General features: G+C 70.3%; 14 protein-coding genes and 1 pseudogene. 9 read left to right on the top strand and 6 right to left on the bottom strand.

Features of this window, described 5'->3' with window-relative positions; genetic code table 11:
* Positions 1 to 24: 24 nt before the first annotated feature.
* Genes KZ686_RS16600 through KZ686_RS16585 form a run of 4 tightly spaced genes read left to right on the top strand, consistent with a single transcriptional unit; the run spans position 25 to position 2,730 of the window.
* On the top strand, positions 25 to 1,575 hold the full coding sequence (locus tag KZ686_RS16600; protein ID WP_265634308.1) for a monovalent cation/H+ antiporter subunit D: 1,551 nt from the start codon (positions 25 to 27) through the stop codon (positions 1,573 to 1,575).
* A complete protein-coding gene (locus tag KZ686_RS16595) occupies positions 1,572 to 2,075 on the top strand; it encodes a Na+/H+ antiporter subunit E (RefSeq protein WP_149318170.1) in 504 nt (167 codons plus the stop codon). The genes KZ686_RS16600 and KZ686_RS16595 overlap by 4 nt, the downstream gene beginning before the upstream one ends.
* On the top strand, positions 2,060 to 2,335 hold the full coding sequence (locus tag KZ686_RS16590) for a K+/H+ antiporter subunit F (RefSeq protein WP_149318171.1): 276 nt from the start codon (positions 2,060 to 2,062) through the stop codon (positions 2,333 to 2,335). Before KZ686_RS16595 ends, KZ686_RS16590 begins: the two co-directional genes overlap by 16 nt.
* Before the next feature lie 11 nt (positions 2,336 to 2,346).
* Positions 2,347 to 2,730, top strand: a complete 384-nt coding sequence (locus tag KZ686_RS16585; RefSeq protein ID WP_149318172.1) for a Na+/H+ antiporter subunit G — start codon at positions 2,347 to 2,349, stop codon at positions 2,728 to 2,730.
* A 137-nt stretch (positions 2,731 to 2,867) separates the two neighbouring features.
* Here the strand turns inward: KZ686_RS16585 and KZ686_RS16580 are convergent.
* The 5 genes and pseudogenes from KZ686_RS16580 to KZ686_RS16560 all read right to left on the bottom strand — a co-directional run.
* A pseudogene (locus KZ686_RS16580) lies at positions 2,868 to 3,500 on the bottom strand (UdgX family uracil-DNA binding protein); the annotation flags it as partial.
* Between the two features lie 220 nt (positions 3,501 to 3,720).
* Entirely contained in the window at positions 3,721 to 4,944 is a 1,224-nt protein-coding gene (gene chrA, locus KZ686_RS16575; protein ID WP_265634304.1) for a chromate efflux transporter, read from the bottom strand.
* 122 nt (positions 4,945 to 5,066) lie between these two features.
* Complete coding sequence (locus KZ686_RS16570) at positions 5,067 to 6,338, bottom strand: MFS transporter (protein ID WP_226105358.1); 1,272 nt, start codon at positions 6,336 to 6,338, stop codon at positions 5,067 to 5,069.
* 578 nt (positions 6,339 to 6,916) lie between these two features.
* Positions 6,917 to 7,909 carry an SDR family oxidoreductase gene (locus KZ686_RS16565; RefSeq protein WP_226105360.1) on the bottom strand — a complete coding sequence of 331 codons (993 nt, stop codon included), beginning with the start codon at positions 7,907 to 7,909 and terminating at the stop codon, positions 6,917 to 6,919.
* A 179-nt stretch (positions 7,910 to 8,088) separates the two neighbouring features.
* A complete protein-coding gene (locus KZ686_RS16560; protein ID WP_265634300.1) occupies positions 8,089 to 8,976 on the bottom strand; it encodes a LysR family transcriptional regulator in 888 nt (295 codons plus the stop codon).
* A 175-nt stretch (positions 8,977 to 9,151) separates the two neighbouring features.
* Between KZ686_RS16560 and KZ686_RS16555 the strand changes: the two genes are divergently transcribed.
* The 5 genes from KZ686_RS16555 (at position 9,152) to KZ686_RS16535 (ending at position 16,770) form a co-directional block, all read left to right on the top strand.
* The gene (locus KZ686_RS16555; protein WP_265635461.1) at positions 9,152 to 10,003 is read left to right on the top strand and encodes an amidohydrolase family protein; all 852 of its coding nucleotides are present in this window, start codon (positions 9,152 to 9,154) and stop codon (positions 10,001 to 10,003) included.
* Positions 10,000 to 11,004 (top strand): tripartite tricarboxylate transporter substrate binding protein, encoded by a 1,005-nt coding sequence (locus tag KZ686_RS16550; protein WP_407648585.1) that lies wholly within the window; start codon positions 10,000 to 10,002, stop codon positions 11,002 to 11,004. The genes KZ686_RS16555 and KZ686_RS16550 overlap by 4 nt, the downstream gene beginning before the upstream one ends.
* A gap of 335 nt (positions 11,005 to 11,339) precedes the next feature.
* The gene (locus KZ686_RS16545) at positions 11,340 to 14,450 is read left to right on the top strand and encodes an autotransporter family protein (protein ID WP_265634298.1); all 3,111 of its coding nucleotides are present in this window, start codon (positions 11,340 to 11,342) and stop codon (positions 14,448 to 14,450) included.
* A 137-nt stretch (positions 14,451 to 14,587) separates the two neighbouring features.
* A complete protein-coding gene (locus KZ686_RS16540) occupies positions 14,588 to 15,514 on the top strand; it encodes a LysR substrate-binding domain-containing protein (protein ID WP_149318178.1) in 927 nt (308 codons plus the stop codon).
* 239 nt (positions 15,515 to 15,753) lie between these two features.
* On the top strand, positions 15,754 to 16,770 hold the full coding sequence (locus tag KZ686_RS16535; protein ID WP_149318179.1) for a tripartite tricarboxylate transporter substrate-binding protein: 1,017 nt from the start codon (positions 15,754 to 15,756) through the stop codon (positions 16,768 to 16,770).
* Positions 16,771 to 16,893: 123 nt separating this feature from the next.
* Here KZ686_RS16535 and KZ686_RS16530 read toward each other — a convergent pair whose 3' ends face one another.
* Positions 16,894 to 17,349: a nuclear transport factor 2 family protein gene (locus tag KZ686_RS16530; protein WP_265634295.1), complete on the bottom strand. Its 456-nt coding sequence runs from the start codon at positions 17,347 to 17,349 to the stop codon at positions 16,894 to 16,896.
* Positions 17,350 to 17,510 lie beyond the last annotated feature (161 nt).

Raw genomic sequence — 17,510 nt, 5'->3', positions numbered from 1 at the left:
GTCCCCGGCCAGCGAGGAGGCGCGATGAACCACGCCATGCTGCTGCCCATCCTGCTGCCGCTGTTCTGCGGCGGCCTGCTGGTGGTGATGCCGGCCCGCTGGCGCGCACGCTCGCGCTGGCTGGGCGTGCTGGCGACACTGGCGCTGCTGCCGATTGCGGCCGGCCTCGTCGGCCAGGCAGCCGGCGGCAACATCGCGGTCTACGCGCTGGGCAACTGGGCGGCGCCGTTCGGCATCGTGCTGCAGCTGGACCGGCTGGCGGCGCTGATGCTGCTGTTGACGGCGCTGCTCGGCGCGGCCGCTGTGCTCAGCGCAGGCGAGCGCGATACCCGTGCCGGCCGGCATTTCGACGCCTTGTTCCAGTTCCAGCTGATGGGCCTGAACGGCGCCTTCCTGGCCGGCGATCTGTTCAATCTGTTCGTGTTCTTCGAGATCCTGCTGATCGCCTCGTACGCGCTGCTCGTCCATGGCGGCGGCAGCGAACGGATTGGCGCCGGCCTGCATTACGTCGTGCTCAATCTGGTCGGCTCCTCGTTCTTCCTGTTGGCGATCGGCGTGCTGTACGGCATCACGGGCGCGCTGAACATGGCCGACCTCGGCGAGCGGCTGGCGCGGCTGGCGCCATCGGAGGTACCGCTGGCGCTGGCGGCCGGCGCGATGCTGATGCTGGTGTTCGGGCTGAAGGCGGCGATCTTTCCGCTGTCCTTCTGGTTGCCGCGTGCCTATGCCGCGGCGGCCGGGCCGGTGGCCGCGCTGTTCGCGATCATGACCAAGGTCGGCATCTACGCCATCCTGCGCTGCCATGCCCTGCTGTTCGACGGCGGGCGCGGCTGGTTCGGCGCCTTCATGCACCACTGGCTGTGGTGGCTGGCGATCGTCACGATGGTGCTGGCCGCATGCGGCGCGCTGGCGGCGCGTTCGATGAAACGGCTGACCGGCTACCTCGTGCTGGTATCGGTCGGACTGCTGTGCGCCGGGGTCTCGATGCAGACGCCGCAGGCCTGGAGCGCGACGCTGTACTACCTGGCCAGCACCACGGTGGGCACCGCCGCGCTGTTCCTGCTGGCCGATTCGCTCGAGCTGCCGTCCGGCAGGATGCCCGTCGGCGGCGGCGTTTCGCGGCTGGCCGGCACGCTGTACCTGACCGCCGCGATCGCCGTGGTGGGGCTGCCGCCGCTGTCGGGCTTCATCGGCAAGGTGATGCTGATGCAGGCGGTGCCGCTGTATGGCGAGTGGAACGGCGCGGCGGTGCTGTGGCCCGCGGTACTGGTGTCCAGCCTGGCGCTGATCGTGGCGATCAGCCGCACCGGCAGCCGGCTGCTGTGGCAGGGGCCGGCAGCCGCCGCCGCGCACGAGCACGGCATGGTGACGCGGCCACAGGCCAGTACGCCGCCGGTGCGCCGCCCGGACGCGGCCAAGCTGGTCTGCTGCGCATTGCTGCTGGCCTGCAGCGTGGCGCTGGTCGTGTTCGCGCGGCCCTTGTCCGGCTATCTGGACGCAACCGCGCTGCAACTGTTCGACCGCGCCGCCTATACGCGGGCGGTGCTGGGCGCGCCGACGGAGCCGGCACGATGATGCGGCGCCTGTTGCCCCATCCCTGGCTCAGCGCGATGCTGCTCGCGGTCTGGCTGCTGCTCGGCAATGCCGCCGCGCCGGGCGACTGGCTGCTGGGCGCGCTGCTGGCGTGGGCCATTGGCCTGCGCGTCGGCCGGCGGCTGTGGTTGCGGCCGCTGCGGCTGGCGCGGCCCTGGCTCGCGTTGCGATTGATCTGGCATGTCGCCGTCGACATCGTCGTCGCCAACGTGCATGTCGCCTGGCTGGTGCTGGTGCGTGGCGCGCGCCTGCAACCGGCCTTTATCGAGCTTCCGCTCGAATCCGAGCACGAGATCGCGCTGACCGCGCTGATCAGCATTGTGTCCCTGAGCCCGGGCACGGTCTGCGCCGAACTGAGCGACGATCGCCGCTGCCTGCTGATCCATGTGCTCGATCTGGACGATGCGGACGACATGATCGCGCGCATCAAGTCGCGCTACGAGGCGCCGTTGAGGGAGATCTTCCTATGCTTGCCGTCGTGATTCCGATTTCGCTGGCGATGCTCGGCATCGCCTTCCTGCTGACGCTGCTGCGGCTGCTGATCGGCCCGACCTTGCCGGACCGCATCGTCGCGCTCGACACGCTGAACATCAATGCGATCGCGCTGATCGTGGTGTTCGGCATCTGGCTCGGCTCCGCGCAGTTCTTCGAGGTGGCGCTGCTGCTCGCGGTGATGGGCTTCATCGGCACGGTCGCGCTGACCAAGTATCTGCAGCGCGGCGACATCATCGAGCTGAAGTAGGGAGCCCCGCGATGCCGTTCTACCTCGAGGCCATCGTCTGCGCGCTGCTGCTGATCGGCAGCCTGTTCACGCTGGTCGGCGCGATCGGCCTGCTGCGCCTGCCGGACTTTTTCATGCGGCTGCACGGGCCGACCAAGTCGACCACGCTCGGCGTCGGCGGGGTGGTGATCGCGTCCGTCGTCTACTTCAGCAGCCTGGGTGAGGGCTGGAGCCTGCACGAGATCCTGCTGACGGCCTTCCTGTTCCTGACCGCGCCGATCAGCGCGCATATGCTGGCCAAGGCGGCGATGCAGCAACGGGTGCCGGTCCATCCGGTCACGCGCGGCCGGCCGTGGCTGACCGATCGCGGCGCGGAGGCCGAGCCGGAGGACGACGACGGCATCGAGCAGCGCTAGGGTTCCGCGGCCGGTTTTGGTTTTGGCCCTGGTCTGGGCCTGGGCTTGGGCGCGGACTCTGACGACGACGCCGACGGCGACTTGGCGACGGCGCGTTTCGCGACCGTCTTGCCGGCGCCCTTGCGCGCCGCCTTGCCGCTGACCTTCGCGGCCAGCTTCAAGGCTGCGACGATTTCATCGAAGGCGGCCTCGCGCGCCGCGGGATCGGGCACGCGCAACGCATAGGACGGGTGGTAGGTCGGTATCACGGTGCGGCCTTCGTGCTCGATCGGCTGGCCCAGCACCTTGCGCAGCGCCGTCGCCTTGACGCCCAGCACGGCCTTGAGCGCCGTCGCACCGAGCGCCACCACCACGCGCGGCGCCACCCGTTCGAATTCGTCCTCGAGCCAATAGCCGCAGGCCTCGATCTCCCGTTGTGCCGGTGTCTTGTGTAGCCGCCGCTTGCCGCGCAGCTCCCATTTGAAATGTTTGACCGCGTTGGTCAGGAATACCGACTCGCGCGACAAGCCGGCTTTTTCGAATGCTTCGTCAAGCAGCCGGCCCGCCGGCCCGACGAAGGCCTTGCCGGTGAGGTCTTCCTGATTGCCGGGCTGTTCGCCGACCACCATCACCGGCGCCGGCGTCGGGCCGTCGCCGGGCACGCCATGGGTGGCATTGCGCCACAGGTCGCAGCGGCGGCAGGCATCGAGCGTGGCCGGCCGCTGGTCGGACGGTTCCGGTGCGGGGTCGGGCGCGTCGTCGGGTGGAGTTGGGCGGGATGGTGAGGACATGGCGCGTGGGCAGCGGTGCTGGCGAGCCGCGTTGCTCGTTTCAAGCACGCCGCATGCCAACGGCGCCGAGCGCCGATCCTGGGTCGCTGATCCTGGTCTTCGATCCACGACCGCGATTCCGATCCCGATTCTCGGTCCTCGGTCCTCGATCCTCGATCCTCGATCCTCGATCCTCGATCCTCGGTCTTCATCCGATCGGCTCGGACGGGATCGGGCAGGATCACAGCGGCAACAGCGACAGCCCCCAGCCGCCGAGCGCGCAGGCCACCACCACCAGCCACGGCGGCAGCTTCCAGAACATCAGCGCCACCAGCGCCGCGAGCGCCAGCGCGAAGTCGGCCGGGCGGTGGATCGCGCTGGTCCAGACCGGATCGTACAAGGCTGCCAGCAGCACGCCGACCACCGCCGCATTGACGCCGGCCAGTGCACCCTGGGCATGCGGACTGCGGCGCAGCCGTTCCCAGAACGGCAGGGCGCCGGCGACCAGCAGGAAGGACGGCAGGAAGACCGCGACCAGGCACAGGGCGCCGCCAGCCCCGCCGCTCGGCTCGATCCGCATCGCCGCGCCGAGGAAGGCCGCGAAGGTGAACAGCGGACCGGGTACCGCCTGCGCCGCGCCATAGCCGGCCAGGAAGGCGTCGTTGTCGACCCAGCCGTTGGGGACCACCGCGGCCTGCAGCAGCGGCAGCACCACGTGGCCGCCGCCGAACACCAGCGAGCCGGCCCGGTAGAAGGCGTCGATCAGCGCCAGTGCCTGGCCCGGCCAGGTCTGCGCCGCCAGCGGCAGCAGTGCCAGCAGCACGGCGAAGATCGACAGCATCAGGGCACCGAGCCGGCGGTCGACCGCAATCGGCAAGGCCTCGTGCTCGCCGGCCGGGGCCGTCTTCAGCAGCGCGCGGCCCAGCAGCGCCGCTGCCGCCATCACCGCGACCTGGGCCAGCGGCCCGGGCACCAGCACTACCACGCAGGCCGCGACCGCGGCAATCGTCGCGCGGGGACGGTCCGGACACAGCGAGCGGCCCATGCCCCAGACCGCCTGCGCGACCACCGCCACCGCGACGATCTTCAGCCCGGCCAGCATGCCGGCGGGCAGCACATTGCCCCACGCCGACAAGGTCAGCGCGAACAGGATCAGCGCGATGGCGGACGGGAGCGTGAAGCCGACCCAGGCGGCCAGCATGCCGGCAAAGCCGGCGCGCGACAGCCCGATCGCCATGCCGACCTGGCTGCTGGCCGGCCCCGGCAGGAACTGGCACAGCGCCACCAGGTCGGCATAGACGCGCTCGCCGAACCAGCGCCGGCGCACCACGAATTCCTGACGGAAATAGCCCAGATGCGCGACCGGTCCGCCGAACGAGGTCAGGCCCAGCCGCAGGAAGGCCAGGAATACCTCCCAGACCGGATGGCGATGCGGGGCGAGGGTATGGCCGTCGGTGGCCGGCATCGGTTCTGGCTCCATGGGGCTGGCGTGGGCTCGGGTGCAGGGAACGCCATGGTAGCGCAGCGCGATGATCGATCGGCCATCGCAGGCCATCGCGGGCCGTCGTGCCCGGTTGCGGCCCGTCCTCAGGCGGTGGCCGGTGCGCCGCGGCGCGAGGCGTCCGACAGCGACAGCAGATAGACCACCAGGCCGCCCGCCGCCAGCAGCAGTCCGACCCAGCCGGTCGATTGCCAGCCCAGGCCGGCCGCGATGGTCACGCCGCCGAGCCAGGCGCCCAGCGCGTTCGCCATGTTGAAGGCCGAGTGATTGAGCGCCGCGGCCAGCGTCTGCGCATCGCCGGCGACGTCCATCAGGCGGATCTGCAGGGCCGGGCCGAGCGCGACCACGGTGCCGATCAGCAGCACATTGGCCGACGCCAGCCAGGCGTGCGGCGCGGTCAGCACGAAGGCGCCGAGCACCGCAGCGGACCAGACCAGCACGCCGCCGATGGTCGGCATCAGCGCCTTGTCGGCCAGCTTCGAGCCGGCCAGATTGCCGATCACCATGCCGACACCGAACAGCGCCAGCACGAAGGGGATGCCGCTGGCGGGCATGTGCGCCAGTTCGATCATCGTCGGCTTGATATAGCTGAACACGGCGAACATGCCGCCGAAGCCGATCGCGCCGATGCCGAGCGTCAGCCAGACCTGCTTGCGGCCCAGCGCCGACAGCTCGCGCAGCGGACTGGCGTGGCGGTCGGCCGGCACGAACGGCACCCAGCGCCAGACCAGCAACACCGTCAGTGCGCCGATCAGGCCGACCAGCGCGAATGCGGAGCGCCAGCCCAGCCATTGGCCGATCGCCGCGGCGATCGGCACCCCGACCAGCGTGGCGACGGTCAGGCCCAGCATCACCATGCCGACCGCCTGCGCGCGGCGCTCGCGCGCGACCAGGCTGGCGGCGACCAGCGCCGCCACGCCGAAGTAGGTGCCATGCGGAAAGCCGGTCAGCAGCCGCGCGACGATCATCGAGCCGTAGCCGGGCGCCAGCGCGCTGGCGAAGTTGCCCATCGCGAACACCGCCATCAGCGCCAGAAGGAGGGTGCGGCGCGGCAACCGCGCGCCGAGCACCGCCAGCAGCGGGGCGCCGATCACCACGCCGAGCGCATAGGCGCTGATCAGGTGGCCGGCGGCCGGGATCGTGATGGCCAGGTCGCTGGCGGCGTCGGGCAGCAGGCCCATGATGACGAATTCGCCGGTGCCGATGGCGAAGCCGCCGACACCCAGCGCCAGCAGCGCGAGCCGCCCGGCGCGGCGCTCCGCCTTGCTGGTGGCGGAGGAAGCGGCTGGGGAAGGGGCGGGAGCGTCGTGTGAAAAGGAGTCGATCGGATCGTATGGGCTACCGTCAGGGGCGGACATGAGGAGATGACTGCAAGAGATCGCGCGGACGCGTGTTGTTTGGACCTTGTGATGAACCGGAGCGCGGGCTCTGCGGCCCGCTGGCACGCTCGGTCGCGATCGAAGCGAGCGAAGCGATCCGGGCGGCCGGTTTGGCCGTTATTGTGAAGCAAAACGCGCGGCCGTGCTGCGACGCAGCATGACGGCACCGCCATGCGGAGGGTTCCGGGACGGTTCTCCGAGGGTTCTCGGAGGGTTCTGGGAGGGTTCTGGGAGGGTTCTGGGAGGGTTCTGGGAGGGTTCTCGGAGGGTTCTCGGAGGGTTCTGGGAGGGTTCTGGGAGGGTTCTGGGAGGGTTCTGGGAGGGTTCTGGGAGGGTTCTGAGAGGGTTCTGAGAGGGTTCTGGGAGGGTTCTCGGAGGGTTCTCGGAGGGTTCTCGGAGGGTTCTCGGAGGGTTCTCGGAGGGTTCTCAGAGGGTTCTCAGAGGGTTCTCAGAGGGTTCTGAGAGGGTTCTCAGAGGGTTCTCGGAAGGCTCGCGGAAGGTTCTCGGAAGGTTCTCGGAAGGTTCTTGGAAGGTTCTCGGAGGGTTCTCGCCAGGCCCTAGTCGGCCTGGCGGCGCCGCCGGGCCAATATGCCCAGGGATACGCCCAGGGCCAGCAGACCGGCGCCGATCAGGCCGGCCTGCGTGGCGCGCGAGCCCTCGTTGCGGTTCCGCCAGCCGCCGTCCACCGCCATATAGCCCTCGGTCGGATCGAACAGATTGCCGTCGGTGCGCGGCGCGGGGTCGGCCCGGTCCAGATAGCGCTGGGCGAGCTGCTGGGAAAAGCGCCGCGTCAGGCCCGGAGTGACCAGATTGCCGACGCGGGACAGCCACGCCACGCTGCCGATGGTGGTCGCCTGGCGATGCGGCCGCGCCGCCGCCCGCACGATCGCACGGGCGATGGCACGGGGATCGACCAGCGGCCGCGGCGGCCGGATCGCCTTGCCGGTGTAGTTGGCGCAATGCCGAAAGGCCGGCGTATCGGCCACCGCCGGAAAGATGTCGCAGACGTGGATGCCGGGGAAGGGCAGCAGCTCGGCGCGCAGCGCCTCGCTGAAGCCGCGCAGCCCATATTTGCTGGCGGTGTAGGACACGCCATAGGCCGACGGCGACCAGGCGTTCATCGACAGCACATTGATCAGCGTGCCGTGTCCCTCGCGCTTGAAGTAGGGCAGCACCGCGTGCGCGCCGTACAGGTAGGCGATCAGGTTGGTCCGCAGGACGCGCTCGTGGGCATGCACCGGCGTCTGTTCCAGCAGGCCGACCGTGCCGACGCCGGCATTGTTGATCCAGACGTCGATGCGGCCGTCGCCGGTGTCGGCCGCGAGCCGGGCCAGCGCCGCGACGGCTTCCGCGTCGCCGACGTCGGTCGGCACCATCAACGTGTCGGCGCCGTGCGCCGCGCAGACATGGGCCACTTCGCGCAGCGCCGCTTCTCCGCGCGCCGCAAGCACCAGGCGCACGCCTCTGCGGGCGAAGGCCTCGGCGGTGGCCCGTCCGATGCCGCTGGACGCGCCGGTGATGACGATGGTGACGGGACGGGACGGACGCATGGTCACTCCTTCGCGGATCGGCAATCGTGCGGGGTGACGATGCAAACGGCATGCCACGGCGACATCCCCTGCCGAACCTGTTATCCGCCGAGCGTGTCATCCGGCGAGTGTGTCGGACGCTGAGCCCGTCCCCGCCGTGCCTGCTCGCCGCGGTGCCTGTCCGCGCCCGTGCCGCGCTGCTACGCCGGTCCCATCTCCAGGCTGGCGAAAAGATCCGCCAGCGTCGGCACCGAGCGCGCCGGCCAGATCGCCGACAGGTCGAAGGTCGGCAGCGCATCGCCGTCGCGGACCTCGCAAAAGCGCACGCCGCGGAAGTTCAGCGAACGGATCCAGCTCGGCAACAGCGCCACGCCGCAGCCCCCTGCGACGCAGGCCAGCACGGTCAGCGTCCGGTTGGCCTCCTGCGCGACGTGGGCCTCGTGGCCGGCCTTGCGCATCGCATCGAGAATGCCGGCATAGAAGGCCGGCAGCTGGGCCTGCGGATACATCACCAGCCCGGCCTCGGCGATCTGCGCCAGCGACACCTTGCCGTCCGGTCCGGGCGCGAGCTCGTCGGGAATCGCCGCCACCAGCCGGTCGCGCAGCAGCGGGCGCTCCCGCATGCGTCCGCCCACCGCCACCGGCGTGTGCATCAGGCCGAGATCGATGGCGCCGGTGCGCAGCGCCTCGGCCTGCTCGGCATTGCTCATCTCGCGCAGGATCACGCGCACGCCCGGCGCGCGCCGGCGCAGCTCGCGCAGCGCGCGCGGCAGCGTATCGAACAGCGCCGAGGACACCAGCCCGATCGTCAATTGCCCCGCGCTGCCGCGGCCGATCTCCTGCGCGCGCCGGGCCGCCGCGTCGATGCGTTCGACGCTGGTGCGCACATCGTCGAGGATCGCCAGCGCCGCCGCGGTCGGCTGCGCGCCGCGGCGCGAGCGCTCGAACAGCCGGACGCCCAGGTCCTTCTCCATGCGGGCCAGCGCGGTGCTCAGCGCCGGCTGCGCGATGCCGAGCCAGTCGGCGGCGCGGCTGACGCTGCCATGGTCGATCACGGCGAGGAAGTAGCGCAGGTGGCGGGTTTCCATATCGAAACGGTATGAATAAACAGATTCGGGATAATGGAAAACTATACCCGCGCTCCCTAGAATCCGTCCGAACTATCGTTTGTCCGTTCAGCCGTTTTCCATCCGGAGCCGCGCCTTGTCCCAGTCTTCGCCATCCGCGCCGCCGCCTGCGTCACCATCCGCGTCACCATCAGTGCTGCCGCCTGCGTCACCATCCGCGCCGCCATCGACGCGACCCGCCGTCGACTCGCATGCCCATGTGTTCGAGCACGGCCTGGCGCTGGCGGCGGTCCGGCGCTACCGGCCGGACCACGACGCGCTGCTGGGCGACTATCTGGCACAGCTCGACGCGAATGGCCTGACCCACGGCGTGCTGGTCCAGCCGAGCTTTCTCGGCACCGACAACCGCTACCTGCTGGCGGCGCTGCGTGCGGAGCCCGCCAGGCTGCGCGGCGTGGCGGTGGTGGACCCGGCCATCGAGGATGCGGAACTCGACGCCATGGCCGCCGCCGGCGTGGTCGGCATCCGGCTGAACCTGATCGGCCTGCCGGCGCCGGACCTCGGCTCGGCGCCGTGGCGGGGTTTGCTGGAGCGCATCCATGCCCGTGGCTGGCACGTCGATCTGCATCTGCCGGCGGCGCGACTGCAGCAGGTCATGCCGTCGCTGCTGGCGGCCGGTTGCCGCATCGTCGTCGATCATTTCGGCCGGCCCGATCCGGCGCTCGGCGTGGCTGACCCGGGTTTCGACGCTCTGCTGCGCCACGCCGACAGCGGACGGGTCTGGGTCAAGCTGTCCGGCGCCTATCGCAACTGGCCCGATGCGCAATGCGCGCAGGCGGGGCGGCTTGCGGCACAGCGGCTGCTGGAGGCCTTCACCGCCGGGCGCCTGCTGTGGGGCAGCGACTGGCCCCATACCCAACATCCACACGTGTCCTACGGCGCTACCCGCCAATGGCTCGACGACTGGATCGACGATGCCGCGCAGCGCCGGCAATTGCTCGGCGATACCGCGCTGAACCTATTCCAATTCCAAGGAGACTCCGCATGATGCTGCCTGCCCTGTTCCGCACGCTGTCGCGCCGCGCCGGCGCCTGTCTGTTCGCCGCCTCGGCGGTATTGCTGGCCGGTGTTGCCACGCCCGCCGCCGCGGCCTATCCCGAGCGGCCGGTGACGCTGGTCGTCACCTATCCGCCCGGCGGCACCGTCGACGTGGTCGCGCGCCTGCTGGCGCCGAAGCTGTCGAGCGTGCTCGGCCAGCCGGTGGTAATCGACAACCGCGGCGGCGCGGGCGGCATGATCGGCGGCGCCTATGTCGCGCGCGCCAAGCCGGACGGCTACACCCTGATGCTAGATGCCTCGAATCACGCGCAGAACCCGGCGCTGCACAGCCGCATGCAGTTCGACACGCTGAAGGATTTCGCGCCGGTGTCGCTGCTGCTGCGCGTGCCCAATGCGCTGGTGGTCACGCCGTCGTATCCGGTCAAGACGGTGGCCGACCTGATCAAGCTGGGCCAGGCCAACGCCGGCAAGCCGGTCTACTTCGCCTCGGCGGGCAACGGTTCGGCGCAGCATCTGGCCGGCGAGCTGTTCAACCTGATGGCAAACACGCGGCTTGAGCATGTCGCCTACAAGGGCGGCGGTCCGGCGATGGTCGACGTGATGGCGGGGCAGGTGCCGGTGATGTTCGCCAGCATGGGTTCCGCGTGGCAGCACATCAAGAACGGCAAGCTGCGTGCGGTTGCCGTCGGCGGCGCCAAGCGCTCGAAGGCCGCGCCAGAACTGCCGACCATCGCGGAGGCGGGCGTGCCGGGCTACGAGAGCTACGAGTGGAACGCTGTGTTCGCGCCGGCGGGCACGCCGGCGGCGATCGTCGAGCAGGTCTCGCGCGCGCTGGCGCAGGTGCTGAAGGACCCGGTCGTGGCCGAACAGCTTGCCGGCTTCGGCGCGGAGGCCGTCGGCTCGACGCCGGCCGAGCTCGACGCCTTCCGCCGCGCCGAAATCGCCAAGTGGAAGAAGGTCGCCGCGCAGGCGAAGCTCAGCCTCGATTGAAGTCCCCGGTCTCGCGCCGGCGCATGCGAACAGGGCATGCGCCGACAGCAGGGCGCGCCCGGTGACGGTAGCGCCGCAGATCAAAAATCCCCGGCACAAAAACGCGCACTCTCTGCGCGTGACAGTCGCAGAATAGACCGCCATGCAGGCGGGCCCACGCAGGCCTTCGGCGAAAGGCCGCGGCACGGATCCGACGACGATGGTCCGCCGGCATGTCGTTCGAAACCGGGGAGACTGTCATGCGCACAACCTGTTGTCAGCAAGCGGGGGTGCGTCCCCCGCGTCCCTCGCCCACGCGGCGCGGCAAACCACTGGTGAGGCATTGCATCGGACGCATGGGACTCGCGGCACTGGGCGCCATCGGCGCGCAGGCGCAGGCGCAGACGCCGATCGGCCCGGGCCTCATCACCAATTCCATCATTCTCGACGCGCAGGACGCGGTCGTGGCCGGCGGTACCACGATCGACGTGCCTGCCACGCCCGGCGCGGGCTGGGCGCTGGTTGCCAGGAACGGCAGCCGCGTGGTGTTCGATACCACGCAAGGGCCCATTCGCCTGGCGACGCGCACGACCGCGGGCCAGGCGTTGCGCGTCGAGCAGAACGCGGTCGTGGAGACGGCGCCGGGCGCCGGCTCGCCGGGCGGTCTGTCGATCGGCACCAGTGCGAACGGCGAATTCGGCGTCGGCGTGTTTTCCGGCGGCAGCGTCGCCTTGTCCGGTGCGGCGATCGCGACCGCCGGCGGCGCGAGCGGCGATCTGCGTGCGCACGGCGTATTCGTTCAGGGCGCCGGCAGCCGCGCGGCGCTGGTCGAAGGGTCCATCACCACCACCGGAGGCGGCAGCGGGGCGATGGCGGTCGGCGGCGGCACGCTGACGCTGACCCGCGTGCCCATCACGGTGCGCCAGGCCGCGGCCGCCGGCCGCTATGGCCTGAACGCGCAGACGGGTGCGTCCATCACGATGAATGGCGGATCGATCGTCACGGAAGGGGCAACCGGCACTGCGGTGCGTGCTTCGGGCATGGGCGGGCCGGGCGCGCGGATCGCGATCGCCGACGCGACTGTGGCGACCGCCGGCAGCAACGCGCACGGCGCCTTCGCTACCGACGGCGCGCGTATCGACGCCGTGCGCACGACGGCCAATATCCGCGGCGACAGTGCCGCCGGCTGGTTTGCCACCCACACCGGCCAACTTGCCGCGACGGACAGCACCGTGACCACCGCCGGCATCGACGGCTACGGCGCCTATGCCCGCGCAGGCGGCAGCATCGCGCTGCTGCGTGGCGCGGTGACGACCGGCGGCGAGCGCGCGGTCGGCCTGTTCGTCGGCGATGCCGGCACCACGCTCAACGCCACCGAGGTCACCGTGTCGACCGCCGGCGCCGATGCACCGGGCGCCGCCGTGTTCAGCGCCGGCACGTTGGCGATGGCGCGTGGCACCGTGCGCACCACCGGCGATGGCAGTCACGGCCTGAGCGCGATCGGCGACGGATCGTCGGCGGCGCTCGCCGGCACCGCGGTCGGCACGCAGGGCAACGGCGCCCATGCCTTTGCGGTGTACCAGGGGGCCACGGTCACCGCGACGGGGATTACGGCTGAGGCGAGCGGCACCGATGCCTCGACCCTGTTCCTCACGGGGTTGTCGGGAACCCACTCGCGCGCCGACTTGATTGGCGGCAGTCGGCTGACCAGCGCCTCCGGTCCTGCCATCGCCGTAGCGGGGGGCACCGCAACGGTCGGGCTGGGCGATGCCGCCGTCAGCGGCGGCACGCTGTGGCTGCGGGTCGGACCGAACGACGCCTTTGCCGCGGCGGCCCGCCGCACGATGCAGCCGCCGGGCGAGCAGCGGGACAACGAGGCATCCTCGAATCCCTTGGCGACCGAACGCGATCCGTCGATGGCGACCCGCACCACGATCGTCACCACCGGCCCCGAGCCGGGCTTCGGCACGATCGTCGCGGACAACAGCCGCATCACCGGCGCGGCCTTGACCGAGCCGGGCAGCGTGTCCGATGTGAGCCTGAGACGGAACACGCATTGGGACATGACCGGCAATTCCAACCTGACGCGGCTGACAATCGATGCGAGCCAGGTCGTATTCGCGCCGCCGGTGGCCGGTGCCTTCAAGACGCTGACGGTGCAGCAATACACCGGGGTCGGCGGACTGATCGCGCTGAACACGCGGCTCGATGCCGACGATTCGCCGTCGGACAAGCTGGTGGTGCAGGGCAGTGCCGGCGGACAGTCACGGCTGCGGATCGTCAACGCCGGCGGTGCGGGCGCGCTGACGACCGCGAACGGCATCCAGGTGGTCGAGGCGACCAGCGGCGCCACCACCACGACCGACGCCTTCGCGCTCGATGGCCGCGTGGTGGCCGGCGCCTACGAGTACCGGCTGTTTCGCGGCAGCCTCGATCCCTCGTCGCCGCAGTCGTGGTATCTGCGTTCCGAGCGCGAATCGACGCCGCCCGGGCCGCTGCCGCCGCGGCCGCTGTTCCGGCCCGAAGCGGCGGCGTACCTCGCCAATCGCCGCGTCGCCGGCGAGATGTTCGTGCACAGCCTGCACGACCGGCTCGGCGAGCCGCAGTTCGTCGACTCGCAGGGCTTCGCGCCGGCCAGCCAGCAGCCGCGCTCCGGGTGGCTGCGCGTGGTCGGCAAGTGGGAGGGCAGCCACAGCCGCGACGGCAACTTCCAGGTCGATACCGATACCTTTCTGCTGCAGGGCGGCGCCGAGCTGGCGAAGTGGGCGCTGTTCGGCACCGCGGACCGCGTCCATCTCGGCGTGATGGGCAGCTATCTGGCGGCGAGCACCGACGCCGAGGCCGCCGGCAATCCGGCTCGCGCCCGCGGCAAGGTCGACGGCTTCAGCGCGGGCGTCTATGGCACCTGGTACCAGAACGACCACAACAAGCTCGGCGCCTATGCCGATACCTGGTTCCAGTACGGGTGGTTCGACCAGCGGGTGGAGGGAGCGGGGCTGCCGGCGGTCAAGTACGACGCGCATGGACTGGCGGTGTCGGGCGAGGTCGGCTATGCGATCCCGCTGCGTGGCGGCTGGGTGATCGAGCCGCAGGCGCAGCTGATCTATGTCGACTATCGCCAGGACGACATCGCCGAGGCCAACGGCACACGGATCGCCGGCGGCGATGCGGACGGCCCCATCACGCGCCTGGGCGTGCGCCTGCATCGCACGTTCGTCCAGGGCGACACGCGCCGCATCCAGCCCTATCTGACGCTGAACTGGTGGCACGCTGACACCGACCGCCGCATGACCTTCGACCGGGTCACCGTCGGCGATCTGTATCCCGAAAACCGCTACGAGGCCAAGCTCGGCGTCAACGCGCAGCTCGACAAGCGCTGGACCGGCTGGGCCAACCTGGCGGGCGCGTGGGGCGAGCACAGCTATCACCAGTACGTGGTCCGGGTGGGGGTGAAATACACCTGGTGATGCAGCGTGGGTTTGCTCCTGTCGCCGCTGGCGATGACGTTCTCGTTCAGCGAAGGGGATATGCCTCCTGCCGGGAAACGGCGCGCTATGATTTGCCCCCTGACGAGCCGTTAGCGTTGCCAAGGAGCAAGCCCACGATGCGGGACCTGGATTTGACCAGCCTGCGCCTGTTTGTCGCGGTCTGCGAGACGCGCAATATGGCGCGGGCCGGGGAGCAGCAGCATATCGTCGCGTCGGCGATCAGCAAGCGGCTGGCGCAGCTGGAGGATACGGTCGGCGCGCAGTTGCTCGAGCGGCGCCGGCGCGGCGTGATTCCGACGCCGGCCGGCGAGATCCTGCTCGAGCATGCGCGGGCGATGCTGGCCGCGGCCGATCGGGTCGCGCGCGACATGGCCGACTACGGCTCGGGCATCAAGGGGCAGGTCAGGCTGCTGGCCACGGTGTCGTCAATGGCGGAGTCGCTGCCCGACGATATCGCCGGCTTCCTGCAGCAGCCCGAGCATCGCGATATCCGCGTCTCGGTCGAGGAGGGCGTGAGCCGAGAGGTGGTGCGGGCCGTGCGGGAGGGCTCGGCGCCGCTCGGCATCTGCTGGGATGCCGCCGATCTGGAAGGGCTCGCCACGCGGCCCTATCGCGCCGACCATCTGGCTGCGGTGGTGCACGCCTCGCATCCGCTCGCCGAAGCAAACGAATGCGCGTTCTCCGATACGCTGGACTTCGACCATATCGGCCTGCCGGCGCAGACCGCGGTGCACACCATGCTGGCGCGCCACGCAGCGATCGTCGGCCGGCCGGTGACCTATCGGGCGGTGGTGTCGACCTTCGACGCCTCGCTGCGCTGCGTGCGCGCCGGGCTGGGCCTGGCGATCATGCCGCGCGAGGTGGTTGAACCGGTCGCCGCGAGCCTGGACGTGCGCGTCGTGCCGCTGACCGACGGCTGGGCGCATCGGCGCTTCGCGATCTGTTTCCGCGACGAGCAGAGCCTGTCGCCGGCCGCGCGCATGCTGGTGGCGCATCTCCAGCGGATGGCGGCCGACGACGGGCAAGACGCGCTGCAGCGCTGATCCGTCTTCGGCGACGCCCCACCGGCAAGCGCAACGGCGGTCCGCAGCAAGGACCGGCGGCAAGGGGCGCCGCAAGAGCGCAGCCGCACCCCCGGTACCAACGATCCGCATAAACCCGGCTTCCGCTGACCCGTACGATGGCTTAAGCAATGGCAGATGGCGCCGAAGCGGTCGGTTGGCCGACACTACGGCGATTTCGAGCCCTGGATACGCAGGGCATTACATCCGGAGACATCGCCATGGCTGTTCCTACTGCGTCCACCCGTTCCCTTCGACCGCTCGCTTCGCTGCGCCGCCTGACCGTCGCGGCGCTCGGCCTGTTTGCCGCGGCCGGCGTGCAGGCGGCCGATCCCTTCCCGCACAAGCCGATCGCCCTGGTGGTGCCGTTCTCCGCGGGCGGTCCCACCGACGTGGTCGCGCGCAGCCTGGGCCAGGCCATGTCCAGGCACCTCGGCCAAAGCGTGGTGGTCGAGAACCGCACCGGCGCGGGCGGCACCATCGCGCCGGCCTATGTCGCCCGCGCCGAGGCCGACGGCTATACGCTGCTGATCCACCACAACGGCATGGCCACCGCGCCGGCGCTGTACCGCAAGCTGTCGTACGACCCGCTGAAGGACTTCGAGTACATCGGCCAGGTCGCGGACGTGCCGATGACGCTGCTGGGCAAGAAGGACCTGCCGCCCAACAACACCGCCGAACTGGTCCGCTACGTGCAGCAGAACGAGTCGAAGATCAATCTGGCCAACGCCGGCCTCGGCGCGGTCTCGCAGCTGTGCGGGCTGCTGTTCGAGCAGGCCACCAACGTCAAGCTGAACGTGATTCCGTTCCAGGGCACGGCGCCGGCCATGACGGCGCTGCTGGGCGGTCAGGTCGACGTGCTGTGCGACCAGACCACCGCGACGCTGCCGCAGATCGCCGCCAACAAGGTCAAGCTGTACGGCGTCACCACGCCGCAGCGGATTCGCGCCTTGCCCAATGCGCCGACCTTGCAGGAAGGCGGGCTCAAGGGCTTCGAGATGAAGGTGTGGCACGGCGTGTACGCGCCGAAGGGCACGCCGGCGCCGGTGGTGGCGCGCCTGACCGCCGCGCTGCAGGCCGCGTTGAAGGACCCGGCGGTGGTCAAGCGCCTGGACGAGCTGGGCGCCGAGATCGTGCCGCCGGCCAAGCAGACGCCCGAAGGGCTGAAGACCTGGCTCAAGGCGGAAAGCGACAAGTGGCAGCCGATGCTGCGCAAGGCCGGCGCCTTCGCCGACTGAGCGGCGAGCACCGGCCCCTCGCGGCCACACCAGGGCACACCCCAGTGCCACACACCTGGGGGGGCACGCCCCCCAGGGCACATCCCACGGCGCCGCCGGCTCAATGCCGCGGCGCCTTCCCTGTCACGGTTTCGCGCGCGGCGCCTTGCCCGTCAGCGTTTCCCTCGCGGCGCCGAGCCGCTCGCCCATCGCCGCGCCCAGCGCCTGCAACCCGCTCATCGGGCGCACCATTACCTCGAACTCGACGATCCGGCCTTCCTCGTCGAAGCGCAGCATGTCGATGCCCTTGAGCGCCTTGCCGTCGACCTCGGCGCTGAATTCCAGCACGACGCTGCTGCCGTCGGTGCTGGCGAAGGTGCGGTGATAGCGGAAGTTCCGGAACACCGTATTGACGGTCTTGAGCACCAGCTTGATCGCGTCGCGTCCCGGGTAGGGGGTATGCGCGACCGGGGAGCGGAACACGATCCGGTCCGACAGCAGCGGGTCCAGTTCCTCCATCGCATTGCGTTCCAGCAACCGATGCCAGGTCGCCAGCGTGCGGCGGGCGGCGTCGGACAGGGGCTGGTCGTCGACTTCCATCAGGCTCTCCTCTTCGGGTGGGGGACACCGGTTGGCGCTACGGCGAGCCCGGATCCGTATGCCCGGCGTGTTCGCGCTATGCAACCAGTTGCAATAAGAATAGCAGTGCGCAGGGTGCTATGCAATCAGTTGCATAGCGAGAGTCCACTTCGACCTCAGGC

Origin of the sequence: Cupriavidus cauae, from assembly GCF_026210475.1 — a bacterium.
Classification (GTDB): domain Bacteria; phylum Pseudomonadota; class Gammaproteobacteria; order Burkholderiales; family Burkholderiaceae; genus Cupriavidus; species Cupriavidus cauae.
This window is presented reverse-complemented; position numbering and strand designations above follow the sequence as displayed.

What these genes read in the sequence shown, in the direction of transcription:
- KZ686_RS16570 (WP_226105358.1), bottom strand. Translation starts at nt 6,338, where the DNA reads ATGTCCGCCCCTGACGGTAGCCCATACGATCCGATCGACTCCTTTTCA.
- KZ686_RS16535 (WP_149318179.1), top strand. Translation starts at nt 15,754, where the DNA reads ATGGCTGTTCCTACTGCGTCCACCCGTTCCCTTCGACCGCTCGCTTCG.
- KZ686_RS16600 (WP_265634308.1), top strand. Translation starts at nt 25, where the DNA reads ATGAACCACGCCATGCTGCTGCCCATCCTGCTGCCGCTGTTCTGCGGC.
- chrA (WP_265634304.1), bottom strand. Translation starts at nt 4,944, where the DNA reads ATGCCGGCCACCGACGGCCATACCCTCGCCCCGCATCGCCATCCGGTC.
- KZ686_RS16545 (WP_265634298.1), top strand. Translation starts at nt 11,340, where the DNA reads ATGGGACTCGCGGCACTGGGCGCCATCGGCGCGCAGGCGCAGGCGCAG.
- KZ686_RS16530 (WP_265634295.1), bottom strand. Translation starts at nt 17,349, where the DNA reads ATGGAAGTCGACGACCAGCCCCTGTCCGACGCCGCCCGCCGCACGCTG.
- KZ686_RS16550 (WP_407648585.1), top strand. Translation starts at nt 10,000, where the DNA reads ATGATGCTGCCTGCCCTGTTCCGCACGCTGTCGCGCCGCGCCGGCGCC.
- KZ686_RS16560 (WP_265634300.1), bottom strand. Translation starts at nt 8,976, where the DNA reads ATGGAAACCCGCCACCTGCGCTACTTCCTCGCCGTGATCGACCATGGC.
- KZ686_RS16540 (WP_149318178.1), top strand. Translation starts at nt 14,588, where the DNA reads ATGCGGGACCTGGATTTGACCAGCCTGCGCCTGTTTGTCGCGGTCTGC.
- KZ686_RS16565 (WP_226105360.1), bottom strand. Translation starts at nt 7,909, where the DNA reads ATGCGTCCGTCCCGTCCCGTCACCATCGTCATCACCGGCGCGTCCAGC.
- KZ686_RS16585 (WP_149318172.1), top strand. Translation starts at nt 2,347, where the DNA reads ATGCCGTTCTACCTCGAGGCCATCGTCTGCGCGCTGCTGCTGATCGGC.
- KZ686_RS16590 (WP_149318171.1), top strand. Translation starts at nt 2,060, where the DNA reads ATGCTTGCCGTCGTGATTCCGATTTCGCTGGCGATGCTCGGCATCGCC.
- KZ686_RS16595 (WP_149318170.1), top strand. Translation starts at nt 1,572, where the DNA reads ATGATGCGGCGCCTGTTGCCCCATCCCTGGCTCAGCGCGATGCTGCTC.